Here is a 16,362-nt window from a genome sequence, read left to right as displayed (position 1 = left end):
CGTCCTCAGATCGTCCGGGTAGAAGCTGCTTGCTCGGCGTCGACTGCTGCGAGCATTGCGTCGCGCCAGTATCCGTGCTGAATGGGATACAAGCCCTCATCCTCGGTCTTGGCTCCGCTCGAGAGCACGCGATTCATGCCGAGATCCTTCGCGACCTCGTTCGGACCGGAAATCTGGTGTGCGACACCACGGCTGAGATCGTTCCACGGCGCGCCGGCCGCCTGGTACGTCTTCTGGCAGGAACGGAACTCTTCGAGATCGTCCGGGGTGGCCATACCGCTGGCATTGAAGAAGTCCTCGTACTGGCGGATGCGGTTGCTGCGAGCGTCGGCGCTCTCTCCCTTAGGGGCGATGCAGTAAATAGTGACCTCCGTCTGGTCGACGGAGATCGGACGGAAGTGCCGGATCTGGCTGCTGAACTGATCCATGAGGTAGACGTTCGGGTACAGGCAGAGGTTCCTCGACGCACCGACCATGAATTCGGCTTTCTTGGAACCGAACTGGGCTTCCAGCTCTGCTTTGCGCTCGAAAAGGGGACGGTCCTCGGGATTGCCCCACCACATCCAGAGCAGGAGATGGCCGTAGTCGTAGGAGAAGTAACCGCCGCCCTGCTTGCCCCAGGTGCCGGCATCCATGGCTTTGGTCTCGTTGGACGACTCACCGGCGGTGCGGCGAGCGGTTGTCGCGGCGTAGTTCCAGTGCGTCGACGACACGTGATAGCCGTCGGCACCGTTCTCGGTCTGCAGCTTCCAGTTGCCGTCGTAGGTGTAGGTGGAAGCGCCGCGCAGAACTTCGAGACCGTCAGGTGACTGATCGACGATCATGTCGATGACCTTGGTGGTGTCACCGAGGTGCTCTTCGAGCGGCAGCACGTCGGGGTTGAGGCTGCCGAAGAGGAAGCCGCGATAGTTCTCGAACCGCGCCACCTTGGTCAGGTCGTGTGAGCCGTCCTTGTTGAACTGATCCGGGTAGCCGCCGGTGCGAGCGTCCTTGGCCTTGAGGAGCTTTCCGCTGTTGTTGAAGGTCCAGCCGTGGAACGGGCACGTGAAGGTGGTTCGGTTGTCGGTCTTGCGGCGGCAGAGCATCGCGCCGCGGTGGCTGCACGCGTTGATCAGCGCACCCAACTCGCCGTCCTTGTTGCGGGTGATGACGATGGGCTGGCGGCCCATGTAGGTGGTGAAGTAGTCGCCGACGTTCGGGATCTGACTCTCGTGCGCGAGGTAGATCCAATTGCCCTCGAAGATGTGGGTCATCTCGAGGTCGAACAGTTGCTCGTCCGTGAATACGCTGCGCCGCACCTGGTAGCGGCCGGTCTCGGGGTCCTCGACGAGTGCGTCGTCGAGGGCAGCGCGGATGTTCGCGAACTGATCGGCGGCGCGGGCAGCGTCCAACATATCCGTCATGGGTGTCCTCCAGATGAGAGTGGGCGCCTGCCGAAGAAATCCGAGGGCTGTCGGACAAGTCGGTGGGACCCGCTTTCCGGACGGGGCTGCGTCCGGTACTGAATTCACCTTGACATCGTGTGGCTCGGGTCACACCAGGCATTTGCCTAGTCCTGACCAAGGGTGCAGTGTTCGTCGAATTCTTCGGATGGGCCATGGCTGCTGGGGACGACGACCAGGGCGGACTCGACAGCGCGAGTCCGCCCTACCCGACGAGTGGGTTACCGGTTCTTGAAGAACGAGACGTCGTCGTTGCCGATGAGGTCCGGAACGGTCCAGCCGTCGAGGTCGTATTCACTCAGGCACTGTTCGGCCAGGCCCTTCATGGAACTGGCGTGTCCACGATTCTGGGCTGCGAACAGCAGTTCCGCCTTGACGTTCTCGTGATTGCCGGAGTAGTTGCGCTCGTAGAGTTCGTGTCGCCCGCCGAACTCGGTACCGATCGAATCCCACAGTGCTTTCATGACTTTCACCCGGTCGACGGCGGTGATGCCGTCCGAACCACGAACGTACTTGTCGAGGTACGGACGCACGTCCGGGCTCTTGAAGTCGAGTGAACTCGAAGGCAGGTAGATCAGGCCTGACGCCACGTCCTGTTCGATGATCTCCTTGATCCGCGGGTACCCCTGGATCATGAACATTCGATAGGTGAGGCCGTACTCGAGCTTCGGGATCACCGAATCGCCGACCCACTGTTCGGGATCGCGTGCCATCGATTCGGTCAACGACCAGAAGAGGTTTCGCCACCCGATCACCTCGCCGACACGGGTCTGAACTCCGCGGAAGCCGCCCGCGCCGGTGGCTTCGAGTGCTTTCATCAACAGGCCGGCGATGAAGTCGAGCTTGACGGCCAGGCGAGTGCAGCCCTGAAAGGTGAAGCGCGGCAGGAAACCCGATTGAGGGAAGAATGCGTTGATCCGGTCGACGTCGCCGTACATGAAGACGTTCTCCCACGGCACCAGCACCTTGTCGAAGACGAAGATGGTGTCGTTCTCGTCCATGCGGCTCGACAGCGGATAATCGAACGGACTGCCCATCACCGCAGCATGTTCGGTGTACGAGGTGCGGCAGATCAGTTTCACGCCCGGCGCGTCCATCGGCACCGTGCAGATCAGGGCGAACTGCTTCTTCTTGATCGGCAGACCGTAGTGAGCGATGAAGTTGTAGTTGGTGATCGCCGATCCGGTGGCGACCACCTTGGCACCGCTGACGATCAATCCGGCGTCGGTTTCCTTCTCCACCTTCATGAAGACGTCGCCGACCTCGTCCGGCGGAAGTTGGCGATCCACCGGGGGATTGATGATCGCGTGGTTCCAGTACAGAACCTTCTCCTGCGACTCGCGGTACCAGCGCTCGGCGTTGTCCTGGAACGGTGCGTACAACTCCTTGTTGGCGTGGAGGGTTCCCAGGAAACTTGCCTTGTAGTCGGGGGAGCGGCCCATCCAGCCGTAGGTCATACGTGCCCACGTCGCGATGGCGTCGCGTTCCTTGAGCAGATCGGCCGACGACGTCGGTGTGCGGAAGAACGGCATGGTGACACCGCCGTTGCCCGTGTCCGTCGGAACGGTCAAGGCGTCCACGTGCTCGCCCGTGTGCAGAGCGTCGTACAGCCTTGCGGTCATGCGGATCGGATTCCGGAACGCGGGGTGCGTCGTGACGTCCTTGACGCGATCACCATGGAGCCAGATCTCGCGACCGTCCTGCAGGCTCGAGATGTACTCGTCACCGGTCATCGGCCGGGTAGCGAAGTTCTTCGTACGGTTGGCTTCGCAGTCGGCGGCCGGATTGACCTGTGGCGCTCCGGAATCTGCGGGGTCGACGCCGGTGGGAGGGATTTCGGTGGTCGTCATGGCAAAGCCTTTCAGATCGTTTGAGGTGCGGGCTGAAGATGAATCGGGGTGAACGAAGTGGTGGCGTCGAACCACCCACTGTGGGGGTCGTCCTGACTGCCGTTCCAGACTGTGGTCGACGAGGTAGCGCCCAGATCGTGAAAAGTGCTTCTGTAGAACAGAAGCGGATCTTTGCCGCTCGACTGCGCGTCGACGATCTCGCCGATGAAGATGATGTGGTCACCACCGTCGTACTCCTTCCACGGGACGCACGAGATGGTTGCTGCGGCGCCGTCGAGCAGGGGAGCGGTCGGTCCGTCGATCCACCTCGGTTCGGTGCGCTGCGGGCGGCCGGCGAAATGCATGGCCGTGTCCACTTGGTCGGAGGCAAGGATGTTGACGGCAAACGGTGCGTTGCCGAGGTAGCCGCACGCTTTGGACTTGCGAGTCATCGTGATCTGGCACAGCCGTGGTGCGAGGGAAATGGCCGTGAATGCGGTGACGGTGGCTCCGTGCGGCTGGCCGTCGGCATTGGTGCAGGTGATGACGGTGACGCCGCTCGCGAATTGACCGAAGATTCCTCGAAGTTGATTTTGTTCCATGACCGGACCTCCTTGTCGGATGGCGGGTGAGTGGGGAGCCGCGAAGTGCGGGAGGCGGAGGTGGTGGACGACTCGCGCCGGGAGTGAAGACGAACGTACGGCGAGCGCAGGCTTCGGTCGATCCGTACAGCGCGGCCTCTATCCGGATTGCGCACCCGATCGAAGCCTGTATCCGTTTCCCCTTGGAAGTGACCGGGGACACAGTGTTCAATGAGGTTCAGCGCCCATGCTCGGCAATGTGGCTGGTCACGGGTTTGGAAGGTGAAGAAGGACGATGGTCGACTCCATGATCAGTACAGTTCCGCGCGACTGGGACGAGGCATGTCATGCGGTTTCGGACGCCTATTTTCCGCACACGCTGACGCCGTTGTCACGGCACGCGGCCAGTGGAGTCGGGGTGTGCACCACCGAGTTGGGGCCGCTGCGGATCGCGCATATCCGGTGGGGCGCAGATGTCGCAGTCGAATCCGATCATCCCGGTGCGTATGGGGTGAACATTCCGCTCTCGGGAGAGCTCGAGTCGGTGTTCGCAGGCTCGCACGTGCTCTCGACACGGGGCGTCGCGACGGTGTGTCCGCCCGACATCACCACGAGGATCACCCGGTGGAGTGCGGACTGCGAGATCGTCGGCGTCCGGATGGACCGTCAGTACCTCGACCGCGAGATGGAGAAAGTGCTCGGCCGACCCGGAATGCACTTGCCCGATCAGGTGGACCTTCGAGGAGACGACGGAGCCAGATGGTTGAGATTTGTTCGCTCACTGTCGGATCAGATTCTCGGCCCGGTCGGAGTTCTGCACAACGAACTGGTGGCAGGCCAGCTCTCCGGCGCCGTGGTCACGGCATTCGTCCTTGCTGCAATGCCCGACAGTGAGGACGCGGTGCGACACGCCAGGCCACGCATCGTCAAGCGGGTGCTCGACGAGATGCACGACGACCCGGCCCGCGTGTGGACCGCAGCCGAGATGGCGGAGGTTGCGGGCGTCAGCGTACGGAGATTGCAGGAAGGATTTCGGCAGTACGTGGGCCGGAGTCCGTCGGAATGCCTGCTCGACATCCGTCTCGAGCGGGTCCACGCAGATCTGGTGGACGCCGACGACTCCACGACGGTCACCGATGTCGCTGTGAGATGGGGTTTTACGCACACCGGACGGTTCGCATCGTCTTTTCGGCGCAAGTACGGCTTGTTGCCCTCGGAAGTGTTGAGGCGTTAGCTCCGGTACCCCATGTCCGCGCTGAGTTGATTCGCCTTCTCGACGAGGAAAGGTGCGACGTCGGTGCGGAAGGCTTCCGGGGTAGTGCGTCCGGCCGACGTCGAACACGCGGCCACGCCGACGACGCTTCCGCCGGCGTCGCGGACGGGGGCGGCGAGGGAAATCAGGCCGTCTTCGAGTTCCTCGGACGTGAGCGCGTATCCCTGCTCGCGCACCACACGAAGAGCGGTATGGAATGCGCCTTCATCGGTGATCGTGGTGGGTGTGAGGGCGTCGAACGTGGAGTTCGCGATGACGTTGTCGACGATTTCGGTTGGCGCCCAAGCGAGCAGGGCCCGTCCCATGGAGGTGGCGTATGCAGGCACTCTGGTGCCGACGCTGACGTTGATGCTCATGATCCGACGAACGGGTACACGCGCGGCGTAGACCACGTCGACGCCGTCGAGGACTCCGAGTGACGCGGACTCGTGGGTGTGCTCTGCGATCTCCAGCAGACGCGGGAGAGCCGCCTCGGTCAGAGCGTGTGATGCGGAGAAGTGTTGCCCGATGCTCAGAACGCGCGGGGTCAGCGACCACCGACTGTTGTTGCCGGTGACGTACCCCAGCTTCTGCAGGGTGAGGAGGATGCGTCGGACAGCAGGGCGAGAGAGTCCCGTTTCGGCGGCAAGATCGGCGAGCGACGGGTTGGGGTTCTTCTCGTCGAAGGCCATCAGCACAGCGAATCCACGCTCGATGCTCTGGATGTAATCGCGATCGTTCTCGCTCACGGAAGGGCCTTTCATCTGCGGGTATGCCTGATCGGTGCCCTCGAAGGTTGACAAACCTTGTGACTGGGCGCACAGTACAAGCGTACGCAGAGCGTAACAGATGTACGCAGAGCGTACAACCTTTGAGTGCAACCAGACTTGGGAAGCCGACTCAGCCCAGCAGTACGGCACCCACCCGGTAACAGCCACACACGGCCCCGAGGAGGACCACATGACCACTTCCGAGAGCCCCACCGCAGTAGGTTCGGGCACTGCCGCCACTGACAAGTTCCTCCAGGAACGAGTCAGCGCGGACACCCCGCCCGAGCGCGTCTCGGCCATTGCCAAGGACGTACTCGAGGCACTCGCCGGCGTCATCGACAAGCACGGCGTCACCTACTCCGAGTACCGCGTCCTCAAGCAGTGGCTCATCGACATCGGCCAGTTCGGCGAGTGGCCCCTGTGGCTGGACGTCTTCCTCGAGCACAACGTCGAAGAGGTTGCGTACCGCGGCCAGCACGGAACCAAGGGAAGCATCGAGGGCCCGTACTACGTCGCCGATGCCAAGACGCTGCCATCCAAGTGTGAACTTCCGATGCGTGACAACGAGGTTGGATCGAAGCTGGTCTTCGAGGGTCAGGTTCGCGATCTCGACGGCAAGGGGCTCGGCGGCGCAACCGTCGAACTCTGGCACGCGGACGACGAAGGTTACTACTCACACTTCGCGCCGCACATCCCCGACGGCAACCTCCGCGGAACGATCGTTGCCGATGGCGAGGGACGTTTCGAGATCACCACGATTCAGCCTGCGCCGTACCAGATCCCGACCGACGGCCCCACCGGCTGGTTCATCGAGAAGGCCGGCTGGCACCCGTGGCGTCCAGCTCACCTGCATCTCATGGTGAAGGCTCCCGGCAAGCGCACGATCACCACCCAGCTCTATTTCAAGGACGGTGAGTGGATCGAGAACGACGTGGCAACGGCCACGAAGCCTGAACTCATTCTCGATCCGAAGCCGGGTGTCGACGGAATCAACCGGGTCACGTACGACTTCGTGCTCGACCCGGCCTGATCCACAACTGCTCGAAAGAAAGTGATGTGATGACAGACCTGTCGATCGTCTCCATCGAGACGACCATCCTCGACGTTCCTCTGGTTCGCCCCCACAAATTCGCCACCACGTCGATGACGGCGCAACCGTTGTTGCTCGTTGCGATTCGCACATCCGACGGTGTGGTCGGATACGGCGAAGGTGTCGTTCCGGGCGGGCCGTGGTGGGGCGGCGAATCGGTGGAGACGATGCAGGTCATCATCGAGAAGTACATCGCGCCGGTGGTGGTCGGCAGACGTGTGGATCAGATCACCGCGATCATGGCAGACATCGAAAAGATTGTTGCCAATGCACGATTCGCGAAGGCAGCCGTCGACGTGGCGTTGCACGACGCCTGGGCTCGTAGCCTGGGAGTTCCCGTGCATACGCTGCTCGGCGGGGCTTTCCGCGAGAGCGTCGACGTCACGTGGGCGCTGGGTGCAGCGCCGGCGGACGAGATCATCGAAGAAGCTCACGAAAAGCTGGAATCCAGGCTCAATTTCAGCTTCAAACTCAAGATGGGTGCACTCGATCCAGCGGTCGACGTCGCGCGCATCGTCAGCATCGCGCAGGCGCTCGACGGCCACGCCGGCGTCCGCGTCGACGTCAACGCGCGGTGGGATCGCTTCACCGCGCTTCGGTACCTGCCACAACTCGCCGACGGCGGAGTGGAACTGATCGAACAGCCCACGCCGGCAGACCAAATCGAGGTCCTCGCCGAACTCAGTAGGCTACTGCCGATTCCGATCATGGCGGACGAGAGCGTGCAGACCCCGCACGACGCTCTGGAAATCGCTCGCCGGAGTGCTGCCGATGTCATCGCCCTCAAGACCACCAAGTGCGGTGGCCTCCAGCGCAGCCGCGACATCGTTGCGATCGCCAAGGCGGCGGGTATCGCGTGCCACGGCGCGACGTCCATCGAAGGACCGATCGGCACAGCAGCATCGTTGCACTTCGCCTGCGCCGAGCCCGGAATCAACTTCGGAACAGAGCTTTTCGGTCCACTGCTCTTCAGTGAAGAACTACTTCAGGAGCCGTTGAAGTATTCCGAGGGGCAGTTGCACCTCCCCTCCGGGCCTGGGCTGGGAGTCGAACTGAACATGGACGCCGTCAAGACCTGGACCAGGAACTAGAGGACAAGAAGAACATGGCACTGTTTCACGTACGGATGGACGTCGATATTCCACGCGATCTGGATCCGGCAGTTCGCGCCGAGACCGTCGCAACGGAAAAGGAGTACTCACAAGACCTTCAGCGCCAGGGCAAGTGGGTGCATCTGTGGCGAATAGTGGGACAGTTCAGCAACATCAGCATCTTCGACGTCGACTCGCCTGACGAACTGCACGAGATTCTCTGGAATCTCCCCTTGTTCCCGTACATGACCATCGAGGTCATGCCGTTGACGCAGCACGGATCTTCGATCAAGTAGCCGGCCGTGTCTGCCGTGTCTGCCACGCCTGCGAGCCTGCTGGAATCTGTGCAGCAGTGGCACTGCGAGATGTCGGAGACCTTCGGTGGCCTGTGCCCCGAGAGCTCTGTCGATACCGTGCCCGTGGGCACGGTCAGTGGCGTAAGTCTCGGGGACGTGGGCGCTTTCGACATTTCCGGTTCGCCTCAGATACTGCGACGGAGCACACGGGCAGCAAAGCGACACGGTAGTGATCTGCTCAAGATCTGCGCGGTCCGAACCGGGAGCGCGATACTGCGCCAATCCGACCGCGAGTTGACGGCTCGGCCCGGCACGATGATTCTCTACGACGTGGAGCGTTCGTACGCGTTGCGTTTCGACGGCCACTGGTCGTGCACCGTCATGACCGTGCCGCGCACGGCAATGAGTCTGACCGAGCGAGAGTTGAACTGCGCGCTCGAACGCATCCACGACGGTCGACGCGGATCCGGGGCATTGCTGCAGAACTTCATCTCGGGCGCCGTGGCATCCCAGGTCGACGGCAGCGCGGCAGGGCTTCTCGGAGATGCGGGCGTCAATCTCGCTTCAGCAGTTCTGGTCCAAGACACTGCGCCCGCGGCACCCGGACGGTCGGCGCGAGAGGAGATCTTGCGATATGCGCTTCGGAATCTCGACTCTCCGGATCTCTCGGTCACATCGATCGCCGGTGCGCTGCACATGTCGCCGCGAACCGTTCAGCGTCACTTCGGGGACGGAGGTCTTACCCTCAATGCGCTGATTCGCCGAGAACGGTTGATTCGCGTACGCCGAGATCTCACCGACGCCTCGCTGCGAGATCACTCGATCTCCGTACTGGCCGCACGATGGTGTTTCCATGACGCTCCGGCCTTTTCGCGGGCGTTCAAGACGGAATTCGGTACGGCACCGTCGGAAGTACGTGGCTCGACTGATCCGAACGTGCGCGAACTTCACTGAACTGTCGCATCCGAACAACAAACGTGTCCGATCACGACAACTCGGAGCCCGAATACCGGGGCAGAGTGTGTTCCAGATCGCTTTTCAAGCTCGTGAAGAGCTCAGGCCCGCGACCGGCGAGGACTGCAGCGAAAGCTACGAATCGAGGAACTCATGACGAATCTGCTCGCGAATCGGCAATGGTACGGAAAGATTTTCGGCGGCCAATGGATCGACGGGAGCGGTGAGACCGTCGAGTCGGTCGAACCGGCAACCGGTGAGGTGCTCGGTGTGATCGGGACGGCCACTGCTGCTGATATAGATCGAGCGGCACACATCGCGTCGGTGGCGCAGCCGGAGTGGGCGGCCACGATCGGACAGGACCGCGCTTCGGTGATCCGTAAGGCCGCGCAGATTTTGGAAGCGGAGCGAGCCGAAGTGGAACGCTGGTTGATCCGCGAAGGTGGTTCGGTACCAGGGAAAGCCGCGTTCGAAGTTGATCTCGTCATCTCCGAACTGTGGGAGGCGTCGGCGCTGCCGACGCAGCCGTGCGGTCACCTCCTGCCCGCCAGCCAGCGCGGGCGATCGAGCATCGGCCGGCGGGTACCCCTCGGCGTGATCGGCGTGATCAGCCCGTGGAACTTCCCGCTGCTCCTTGCCATGCGTGCTGTCGCACCGGCCTTGGCTCTCGGAAACGCCGTCGTTCTGAAGCCGGATGTTCAAACCGCGATCAGCGGCGGCGCCGTCATCGCGGAGTTGTTCACGGCTGCAGGCCTTCCCGAAGGTCTACTTCATGTGCTCGCCGGTGATGCGGAGCCAGGTCAGGCGTTGTGCGAGAGCCCGCTGATCGCGATGGTGTCCTTCACCGGTTCGACCGCCGTCGGCCGGCAGGTGGGAGAGACGGCCGGCCGCACACTCAAGCGTGTCTCGCTGGAATTGGGTGGGAACAATGCCCTGATCGTTCTCGACGACGCAGACTTGGATGCCGCGAGTTCGGCGGGTGCGTGGGGATCGTTCCTGCATCAGGGGCAGGTCTGCATGACCGCGGGCCGACACATCGTGCTGGAGTCGGTTGTCGATCGGTACCTGGACTTGCTGGCCAAGCGTGCCTCGGTCCTGCCGGTCGGAGATCCCAATACGGGCAACGTCGCTCTCGGGCCGCTCATCAACGCGAGGCAGATCGCGAACGTCGATCGAATCGTCCAGGACACCAAGGAAGCCGGTGCCGAAATTCGCGCAGGCGGAACCTACAAAGGGCTGTTCTATCAGCCGACCGTGCTGGCCGGCGTCACTTCGGACATGCCCGCGTTCCGCGAAGAGATTTTCGGGCCGGTGGCGCCCGTCGTGGTCGTCAAGGACGAAGACGAGGCCGTCAGGCTGGCCAATGACAGCGAATACGGTCTGGTGGCGGCCATACAAACAGGATCGGTGGAACGCGGCGAGCGGATCGCTGACCGCCTTCGGACCGGCATCGTGCACATCAACGATCAGACTCTGAACAACGATGCCTATGCACCGTTCGGCGGCGCGGGTGCCTCGGGAAACGGCGCGAGATTCGGAACTCAAAGCAGTTGGGACGAATTCACCACCTGGCAGTGGCGAACCAGCCGGCCTGCCGCTCAGACCTTCCCGTTCTGAAGTCGAAAGGAACTCCGATGCACACCATCTCGGCTCACGAGCTTCCCATCGTGTTGCAGGACGGCGAATTCGAACTACGGATGCGAGAAGAAGGCGACATGATCGTCAACTTCGTCAAAATGCCTGCCGGTGCCAACTTCGCCGAACCGTTCTCGCATCTGGAAGGGGGACGCTGTCAATGTCCTCACTACGGATACGTCTTGAAGGGCAGGATCTACACAGATTCCGAAGCGGGGCGGCAGACCTACAATGCAGGCGACGTGTTCTATTGGGCGCCCGGTCACGTTCCGGGAGCGATCGACGACTCGGAGTACGTCGACTTCGCTCCCAAGACCGAATTCCTCGAACTGATCGACGGAATGCGTAAGGCAATGGGCGGCTGAGCTGTTCGGCCGCTGTCGAGGTCAGCGTATTCCGTCGCGACGTAGTGCGACGGAGACTGCGGCAGAGCGGGTATCGACACCGAGCTTGGCGTAGATGTGCCCGAGGTGGGTTTTCACCGTCGCCTCGCTGATGAAGAGTGCTTTACCCAGCTCGCGGTTGGTCATCCCCTCGGCGAGCAGGCTCAGTAGTTCGGACTCACGGGCGGTGAGCGCTTCCTGTGGGCGCTGCATCTGCTGAACGAGACGGGAGGCGACGGTAGGGGAGAGGACGCTGCGCCCGGCAACCGCCCCGCGCACCGCGCCGAAGATCTCGTCGGGCGTCGAGTCCTTGAGTAGGTAACCGATGGCGCCGGCGTCGACAGCCCGTACGACGTCGGCGTCGGTGTCATACGTCGTGAAAACCAGGACGGGAACATCGAGACCGTCGTTTCGAAGCCGTTTGATCGCTTCTGCACCGTGCATGCCGGTGCCCATGTCCAGATCCATCATCACCAGATCCGGCGAGGCCGACTGTATCGCCGTGGCCGCTTCCTCGCCGGACGATGCTTCGCCGACTACTTCGACGTCCGGCTGAGTGTCCAGCAGCGCTCTCAGCCCGGCGCGCACCACCAGGTGATCATCGACGAGGAAGACGCGAATGGTGGTCACCGGATCCTCCGTTCGAGCGGGAACTGGGCCGCGACGACGGTGCCGTCTCCCGGTGCGCTTTCCACGGTGAACGATCCGCCGAGCTGCGCGACGCGACTCCGCATCGCACGTAGGCCGTATCCACCGTACCGAGAATGGTCGGCGAGTTTTCCCGGATCGAAGCCGACGCCGTCGTCGAAGATGTCTACCGAGATGGAGTCGTCGAGATACGTGATCGTCACGCCCGCTGTGTCGGCGCGGGCGTGGTGGGCGATGTTGGAGGACGCGCTCGAGACCACTCGCACGATGGCATGAGCTACGTCCGAGGGCAGGATGACGGCTTCACCGACGGTGCGGATCCGAACGGCCGGGACGAACTGCCGGGCCGCGGACACGACCAAGGCGTCGAAGTTGCCCGTACCGCCCTTGGTCGGCGCCAGATCGTGGACGAGGTCTCGACTCTGCATCAGGCTCGTGCGGATGTTCTCTGCCGCGGCATCGACATCGGCGCGAGACGGCGAACCCGTTGTGTTCCACGTTTGTTCGGCTGCCTCGAGTCGAAGAAGGGCGCTCGCCAGTCCCTGCGTGACGGTGTCGTGGATTTCGCGCGCGAGGCGCTCTCGCTCAGCGGCAACGCCGGCAGCACGTTCGGTATCTGCCAATGCAGATTGCGCTTCTGCTACCTGACGTAGAAGCCGAAGGCGTTCTCGGGCATCTCGTTCCATCTGCCCGTAGGCTGCCGCGACCAGTGCCGCGGTGCACAGAGGTCCGAGCAGTGTCACCAATTCGGCACGACCGGTGACCCTGTAGAACGCGATACCGGCGAGGACGCCCAGGATCCCGACGAGTGGGTAGGCGATCTTGCTCGGGTACAGGCGAATACAGAGGAAGAGAACGGGGAACGCGCACCACGCGAAACTCGGTGCAAGCCAGACCAGTGCTGCCCAGGTGCTCAGTACCGGCCACATCCACAGCCGTTGGCGAACCACGTCTCGCGAAGACACCGTAGCCATGACGGCGTAGAGCACGGCGAGAACCCCGGCCAGAACGAGCACCACCCCGAACCGACCGCTTGTCCCGTGGACTGTGACGTACCGAACTCCCGATGTCGACAACAGTACGAAGAACGACGCGTGGATCGCACACGCCAACGGGCCGCGTAGGCCGAGTTCGGCGTCGGCGTTCATCGCTCCGTTACTCATCCCTCGAATATTACGGAGGGCGCCAGGCCGTCGTATCAACCATTCGGATGATATCCGGACAACCAGATGGGGCACGGTTCGTCACCCGAGCGCCCGATGTGCGCACCCGCGCCGGGACGCGACGCTGTAGTGGACGGTTTCGAACCATTCGACTGAAAGTGTGCCCGCCATGAACCACCGCATCTACACCCGACTTCCCCGTACGCTCGCTGTCGCCGTTCCGGTTGTCGCGATCCTTGCAAGCGCCGCCTGCTCGACCACCGACACGCCGGTGGCGAACGCATCGAGCACGACGTCGATTTCTGCCACGCAGCAGCCTGCTGCGACTGGCGATTCGGCGGTGGTCAGTCAGAATCGACTCAGCGCCGACGCAGCAGTGAAGGCCGCCGGTGCGGCCATGGCCAAATGCCGTGCCGACGGGCTCGGATTTGTCACCGTCTCTGTCGTCGACCGGGCAGGAAACGTCATCGCCATGGTGCGAGGCGACAACGCGGCGCAGCACACGGTGGAGGCCTCACGCGAGAAGGCATACACCTCTGCAGCTTTCGGAGCCGACACCAGTGACCTCTCGCAGCGTACCAAAGGTGAGGGATCGACCATCGCCGACCTTCCCGGCACCCTCTTCCTTGCAGGTGGAGTCACATTGAAGTCCGGATCCGCCTCGATCGCCGGTATCGGTGTCGGTGGTGCTCCAGACGGAATGCAGGACCAAGCTTGCGCTGCTGCGGGGCGGGAGGCGATCGCTTCGTCCCTCGGCTGAGTGAGCGCGGACAGCGCGCATCGTGAATTGTGCTTTTCGCCACCTGGATTCGTTCGGCACGACAGTTGTCCGTTTGCCGCGATGACCTCGACTTTGTAACACCGGAGCCCCCGGAAAGGGACAAACACGTCGACAGTGGAACCGACGATGCACTTACCGAAGCGAGTTTCTTGATGCGCAGTTTCGGGGAAAGACACAACCTTGCAGAGAATCAGATTCACGTTGCCCGAGCGCAATACACGGCGGGTACGGGTGCTCGTAGCGGCGTTGTTGTCGATGCTTCTTCTCGGCGGTATGTTCGGTCCGACCGCCGCGAGTGCCACTCCGGCCCATGGCGTGACTCCGGCGCACTCGGCGCCATGGGGTGGTTACGACGAGTTGTGGGTCCCGTCTTCGATGGGAAACATCAAGGTTCAGGTGCAGTGGGCCGCGCGCGGTGGCAACGCCGCGCTGTACTTGCTCGACGGTCTTCGAGCGCAAAACGACAGGAATGCCTGGAGTTTCGAAACGAACGCACTCGATCAGTACCGCAACGACAACATCACGTTGGTGATGCCGGTCGGCGGTGAGTCGAGTTTCTACACGGATTGGTACGCGCCGTCCAATTTCAACGCTCAGCCGATAACGTACCGGTGGGAAACATTTCTCACCCGTGAGCTTCCGGACTTCCTTGCAGGGTACGGTGTTTCACCAACAAATAATGCGATCATCGGGTTGTCGATGGGCGGTAGTGCCGCATTGAACCTGGCGGGGCATCATCGGGATCAGTTCAAGTTCGCCGGCTCGCTGTCCGGCTACATCAATATCTCGGGCCCGGGTATGCGCGAAGCGATCCGCGTAGCCATGTTCGACGCCGGCCGGTACAACGTCGATTCGATGTGGGGCCCGCCGTGGTCATCCGGGTGGCTTCGGAACGACCCGTTCGTCAACGCGGAATCGCTTCGCGGACTGTCGATGTACATTTCGTCGTCCAACGGCATCCCGGGACCGTACGATCATCCGTCTGCGCCGATCGACTATTTCCACACCGCGACGGGTATGGGACTGGAGGCGCTCTCGTGGGTGCACGCGCGGGCATTCGAAATTCGCCTGAAGTCCTTGGGAATCCCAGCGACGTACAGCTTTCCGCCCGCCGGTATTCACTCGTGGCCGTACTGGTCCGCTGAATTGTGGATGGCCAGAGGACAAATCCTCGACACCATGAATGCCTGGTGACGCTGATGTGAAGGATCTCTCCGGACTTGCTGACGAGTCAAGCCCGGAGAGACATCGCTCAGAAGGTGATGATTCCGCGCAGATTGCGACCGGCATGCATGTCGGCGAATCCGTTGTTGATCTGGTCGAGGCTGTACCGGTTGGTGATGAGGCCGTCGAGTTCGAGTTTGCCGCTGGTGTAGAGATCGATCATCCACGGAATGTCGGCGGTGGGATTGGACGCCCCGAACAAGGATCCTTGAATTCTCTTCTGGTACAAGGTGAGCTCCATCAGGCTCACGGGAATGCCGACGTCCGTCATCTTCCCGAGACCGGTGACGACGCACGTTCCTGCCTTGCGGATCGACGAGAACGCCTGCGCGACATGTTCGCCGGTGGTGACGCCGACGGTGACGATGGCGGAATCCGCGCCCTGGCCGTTGGTGAACGAGCGCGCGATGTCGGTGGCTTCCTCCATGGTGGCCACGGCATGGGTCGCGCCCAACTTCAATGCACTGTCACGCTTGAAGGCGACCGGGTCCACCGCGATCACGTGGGCGGCACCGGCATGCGAGGCGCCCTGTACCGCATTGATTCCGATTCCGCCGACTCCCATGACGATGACGGTCTGCCCGGGATAGACCTGAGCGGAGTTGACCGCGGCGCCCCACCCGGTTCCGACGCCGCAGCCGAGCAGGCACAGAGCGTCGAGAGGCAGGTGCTTGTCGACTTTCACGGCCGAGAGAGTGCTGACCGTGGTGTATTCACTGAAGGTGGACAGGCCGCAGGTCTGGGCCACGGGCTGACCGTCGAGAGACATTCTGTAACTCGAGGTTTCGCCGGGCCTGCTGCCGGTCATGATGGCGGCGCCGTTGTCGCACAGGTTCTGGATTCCGCTTGCGCACCACCGGCAACGGCCGCAGGCGGCGAGGAACGAGAACACGACATGATCACCCTCGGACCACCCTTCGGTATTCGGCCCGACCTCGACGACGATTCCGGCGCCTTCGTGTCCACCGCAGATGGGATAGCGGCCGACTCCGTGGTCGCCACTGGCGATGTGATCGTCCGAGTGGCACAAGCCGGAGGCGACCATCTTGACGGTGAGTTCGCCGCTGCGGGGTGAATCGAGTTCGAGATCGACCACCTCGTATGTGCCTGGTGCTTGGCGAATGACGGCTCCACGAGTGCGCAAGGTATCTCCTGAGGTGAGAGTTGTTCTTCGGATTCCTCAGTTGTCTACTCGAGAGTTCAGGGTGGGCTCGAGGCCCATC

At 62.4% G+C, this 16,362-nt stretch carries 16 protein-coding genes; 9 read left to right on the top strand and 7 right to left on the bottom strand.

The genetic code is table 11. The features are described from left to right. Positions 1–5 precede the first annotated feature (5 nt). The 3 genes from benA to ABWI03_RS03415 all read right to left on the bottom strand — a co-directional run bounded on the left by benA (position 6) and on the right by ABWI03_RS03415 (position 3,873). On the bottom strand, positions 6–1,403 hold the full coding sequence (gene benA / locus ABWI03_RS03425) for a benzoate 1,2-dioxygenase large subunit (protein WP_166812004.1): 1,398 nt from the start codon (positions 1,401–1,403) through the stop codon (positions 6–8). A 260-nt stretch (positions 1,404–1,663) separates the two neighbouring features. Further along, complete coding sequence (locus ABWI03_RS03420) at positions 1,664–3,292, bottom strand: 4-hydroxyphenylacetate 3-hydroxylase family protein (RefSeq protein ID WP_003939685.1); 1,629 nt, start codon at positions 3,290–3,292, stop codon at positions 1,664–1,666. A gap of 11 nt (positions 3,293–3,303) precedes the next feature. Beyond that, positions 3,304–3,873 (bottom strand): flavin reductase family protein, encoded by a 570-nt coding sequence (locus ABWI03_RS03415; RefSeq protein WP_298776926.1) that lies wholly within the window; start codon positions 3,871–3,873, stop codon positions 3,304–3,306. Positions 3,874–4,147: 274 nt separating this feature from the next. Here ABWI03_RS03415 and ABWI03_RS03410 point away from each other — a divergent pair, with 274 nt between their 5' ends. Then, positions 4,148–5,086, top strand: coding sequence for an AraC family transcriptional regulator (locus tag ABWI03_RS03410; protein WP_298776928.1), 939 nt, complete (start codon positions 4,148–4,150; stop codon positions 5,084–5,086). Here ABWI03_RS03410 and ABWI03_RS03405 read toward each other — a convergent pair. Continuing rightward, a complete protein-coding gene (locus ABWI03_RS03405; protein ID WP_037120593.1) occupies positions 5,083–5,853 on the bottom strand; it encodes an IclR family transcriptional regulator in 771 nt (256 codons plus the stop codon). The genes ABWI03_RS03410 and ABWI03_RS03405 overlap by 4 nt on opposite strands. Before the next feature lie 211 nt (positions 5,854–6,064). Between ABWI03_RS03405 and catA the strand changes: the two genes are divergently transcribed. The 6 genes from catA (at position 6,065) to ABWI03_RS03375 (ending at position 11,305) form a co-directional block, all read left to right on the top strand. Continuing rightward, entirely contained in the window at positions 6,065–6,904 is an 840-nt protein-coding gene (catA, locus tag ABWI03_RS03400) for a catechol 1,2-dioxygenase (RefSeq protein ID WP_095972111.1), read from the top strand. Positions 6,905–6,933: 29 nt separating this feature from the next. Continuing rightward, a complete protein-coding gene (locus ABWI03_RS03395) occupies positions 6,934–8,055 on the top strand; it encodes a muconate/chloromuconate family cycloisomerase (protein ID WP_095971978.1) in 1,122 nt (373 codons plus the stop codon). Positions 8,056–8,069: 14 nt separating this feature from the next. Next, a complete protein-coding gene (gene catC / locus ABWI03_RS03390) occupies positions 8,070–8,351 on the top strand; it encodes a muconolactone Delta-isomerase (RefSeq protein WP_095971979.1) in 282 nt (93 codons plus the stop codon). Positions 8,352–8,357: 6 nt separating this feature from the next. Beyond that, positions 8,358–9,305 (top strand): helix-turn-helix domain-containing protein, encoded by a 948-nt coding sequence (locus ABWI03_RS03385; RefSeq protein WP_234036901.1) that lies wholly within the window; start codon positions 8,358–8,360, stop codon positions 9,303–9,305. A gap of 153 nt (positions 9,306–9,458) precedes the next feature. Beyond that, the gene (locus ABWI03_RS03380; protein ID WP_298776932.1) at positions 9,459–10,922 is read left to right on the top strand and encodes a benzaldehyde dehydrogenase; all 1,464 of its coding nucleotides are present in this window, start codon (positions 9,459–9,461) and stop codon (positions 10,920–10,922) included. Positions 10,923–10,939: 17 nt separating this feature from the next. Next, a complete protein-coding gene (locus ABWI03_RS03375; RefSeq protein WP_298776934.1) occupies positions 10,940–11,305 on the top strand; it encodes a cupin domain-containing protein in 366 nt (121 codons plus the stop codon). A gap of 21 nt (positions 11,306–11,326) precedes the next feature. Here ABWI03_RS03375 and ABWI03_RS03370 read toward each other — a convergent pair whose 3' ends face one another. Then, on the bottom strand, positions 11,327–11,953 hold the full coding sequence (locus ABWI03_RS03370; protein ID WP_124569571.1) for a response regulator: 627 nt from the start codon (positions 11,951–11,953) through the stop codon (positions 11,327–11,329). Then, complete coding sequence (locus tag ABWI03_RS03365; RefSeq protein WP_298777731.1) at positions 11,950–13,119, bottom strand: sensor histidine kinase; 1,170 nt, start codon at positions 13,117–13,119, stop codon at positions 11,950–11,952. Before ABWI03_RS03365 ends, ABWI03_RS03370 begins: the two co-directional genes overlap by 4 nt. Positions 13,120–13,303: 184 nt before the next feature. On the opposite strand from ABWI03_RS03365, the gene ABWI03_RS03360 reads away from it, so the two are divergent. Both ABWI03_RS03360 and ABWI03_RS03355 read left to right on the top strand, forming a co-directional pair. Next, positions 13,304–13,894, top strand: a complete 591-nt coding sequence (locus tag ABWI03_RS03360; protein ID WP_124569572.1) for a GlcG/HbpS family heme-binding protein — start codon at positions 13,304–13,306, stop codon at positions 13,892–13,894. A gap of 210 nt (positions 13,895–14,104) precedes the next feature. After that, complete coding sequence (locus ABWI03_RS03355; protein WP_387411214.1) at positions 14,105–15,109, top strand: alpha/beta hydrolase; 1,005 nt, start codon at positions 14,105–14,107, stop codon at positions 15,107–15,109. 58 nt (positions 15,110–15,167) lie between these two features. On the opposite strand, the gene ABWI03_RS03350 is transcribed toward ABWI03_RS03355, so the two are convergent. Then, positions 15,168–16,283, bottom strand: a complete 1,116-nt coding sequence (locus ABWI03_RS03350) for an NDMA-dependent alcohol dehydrogenase (RefSeq protein WP_095971986.1) — start codon at positions 16,281–16,283, stop codon at positions 15,168–15,170. Positions 16,284–16,362: the final 79 nt, after the last annotated feature.

The sequence above is a fragment of the Rhodococcus baikonurensis genome, assembly GCF_040489275.1.
In the GTDB taxonomy this organism is placed as follows: Bacteria; Actinomycetota; Actinomycetes; order Mycobacteriales; family Mycobacteriaceae; genus Rhodococcus_F; species Rhodococcus_F baikonurensis.
The sequence above is the reverse complement of the archived record's forward strand: the minus strand, read 5'-3'. Positions and strand labels throughout refer to the sequence as shown.

What these genes read in the sequence shown, in the direction of transcription:
- ABWI03_RS03365 (WP_298777731.1), bottom strand. Translation starts at nt 13,119, where the DNA reads ATGAACGCCGACGCCGAACTCGGCCTACGCGGCCCGTTGGCGTGTGCG.
- ABWI03_RS03375 (WP_298776934.1), top strand. Translation starts at nt 10,940, where the DNA reads ATGCACACCATCTCGGCTCACGAGCTTCCCATCGTGTTGCAGGACGGC.
- catA (WP_095972111.1), top strand. Translation starts at nt 6,065, where the DNA reads ATGACCACTTCCGAGAGCCCCACCGCAGTAGGTTCGGGCACTGCCGCC.
- benA (WP_166812004.1), bottom strand. Translation starts at nt 1,403, where the DNA reads ATGACGGATATGTTGGACGCTGCCCGCGCCGCCGATCAGTTCGCGAAC.
- ABWI03_RS03395 (WP_095971978.1), top strand. Translation starts at nt 6,934, where the DNA reads ATGACAGACCTGTCGATCGTCTCCATCGAGACGACCATCCTCGACGTT.
- ABWI03_RS03410 (WP_298776928.1), top strand. Translation starts at nt 4,148, where the DNA reads ATGGTCGACTCCATGATCAGTACAGTTCCGCGCGACTGGGACGAGGCA.
- catC (WP_095971979.1), top strand. Translation starts at nt 8,070, where the DNA reads ATGGCACTGTTTCACGTACGGATGGACGTCGATATTCCACGCGATCTG.
- ABWI03_RS03420 (WP_003939685.1), bottom strand. Translation starts at nt 3,292, where the DNA reads ATGACGACCACCGAAATCCCTCCCACCGGCGTCGACCCCGCAGATTCC.
- ABWI03_RS03360 (WP_124569572.1), top strand. Translation starts at nt 13,304, where the DNA reads ATGAACCACCGCATCTACACCCGACTTCCCCGTACGCTCGCTGTCGCC.
- ABWI03_RS03415 (WP_298776926.1), bottom strand. Translation starts at nt 3,873, where the DNA reads ATGGAACAAAATCAACTTCGAGGAATCTTCGGTCAATTCGCGAGCGGC.
- ABWI03_RS03380 (WP_298776932.1), top strand. Translation starts at nt 9,459, where the DNA reads ATGACGAATCTGCTCGCGAATCGGCAATGGTACGGAAAGATTTTCGGC.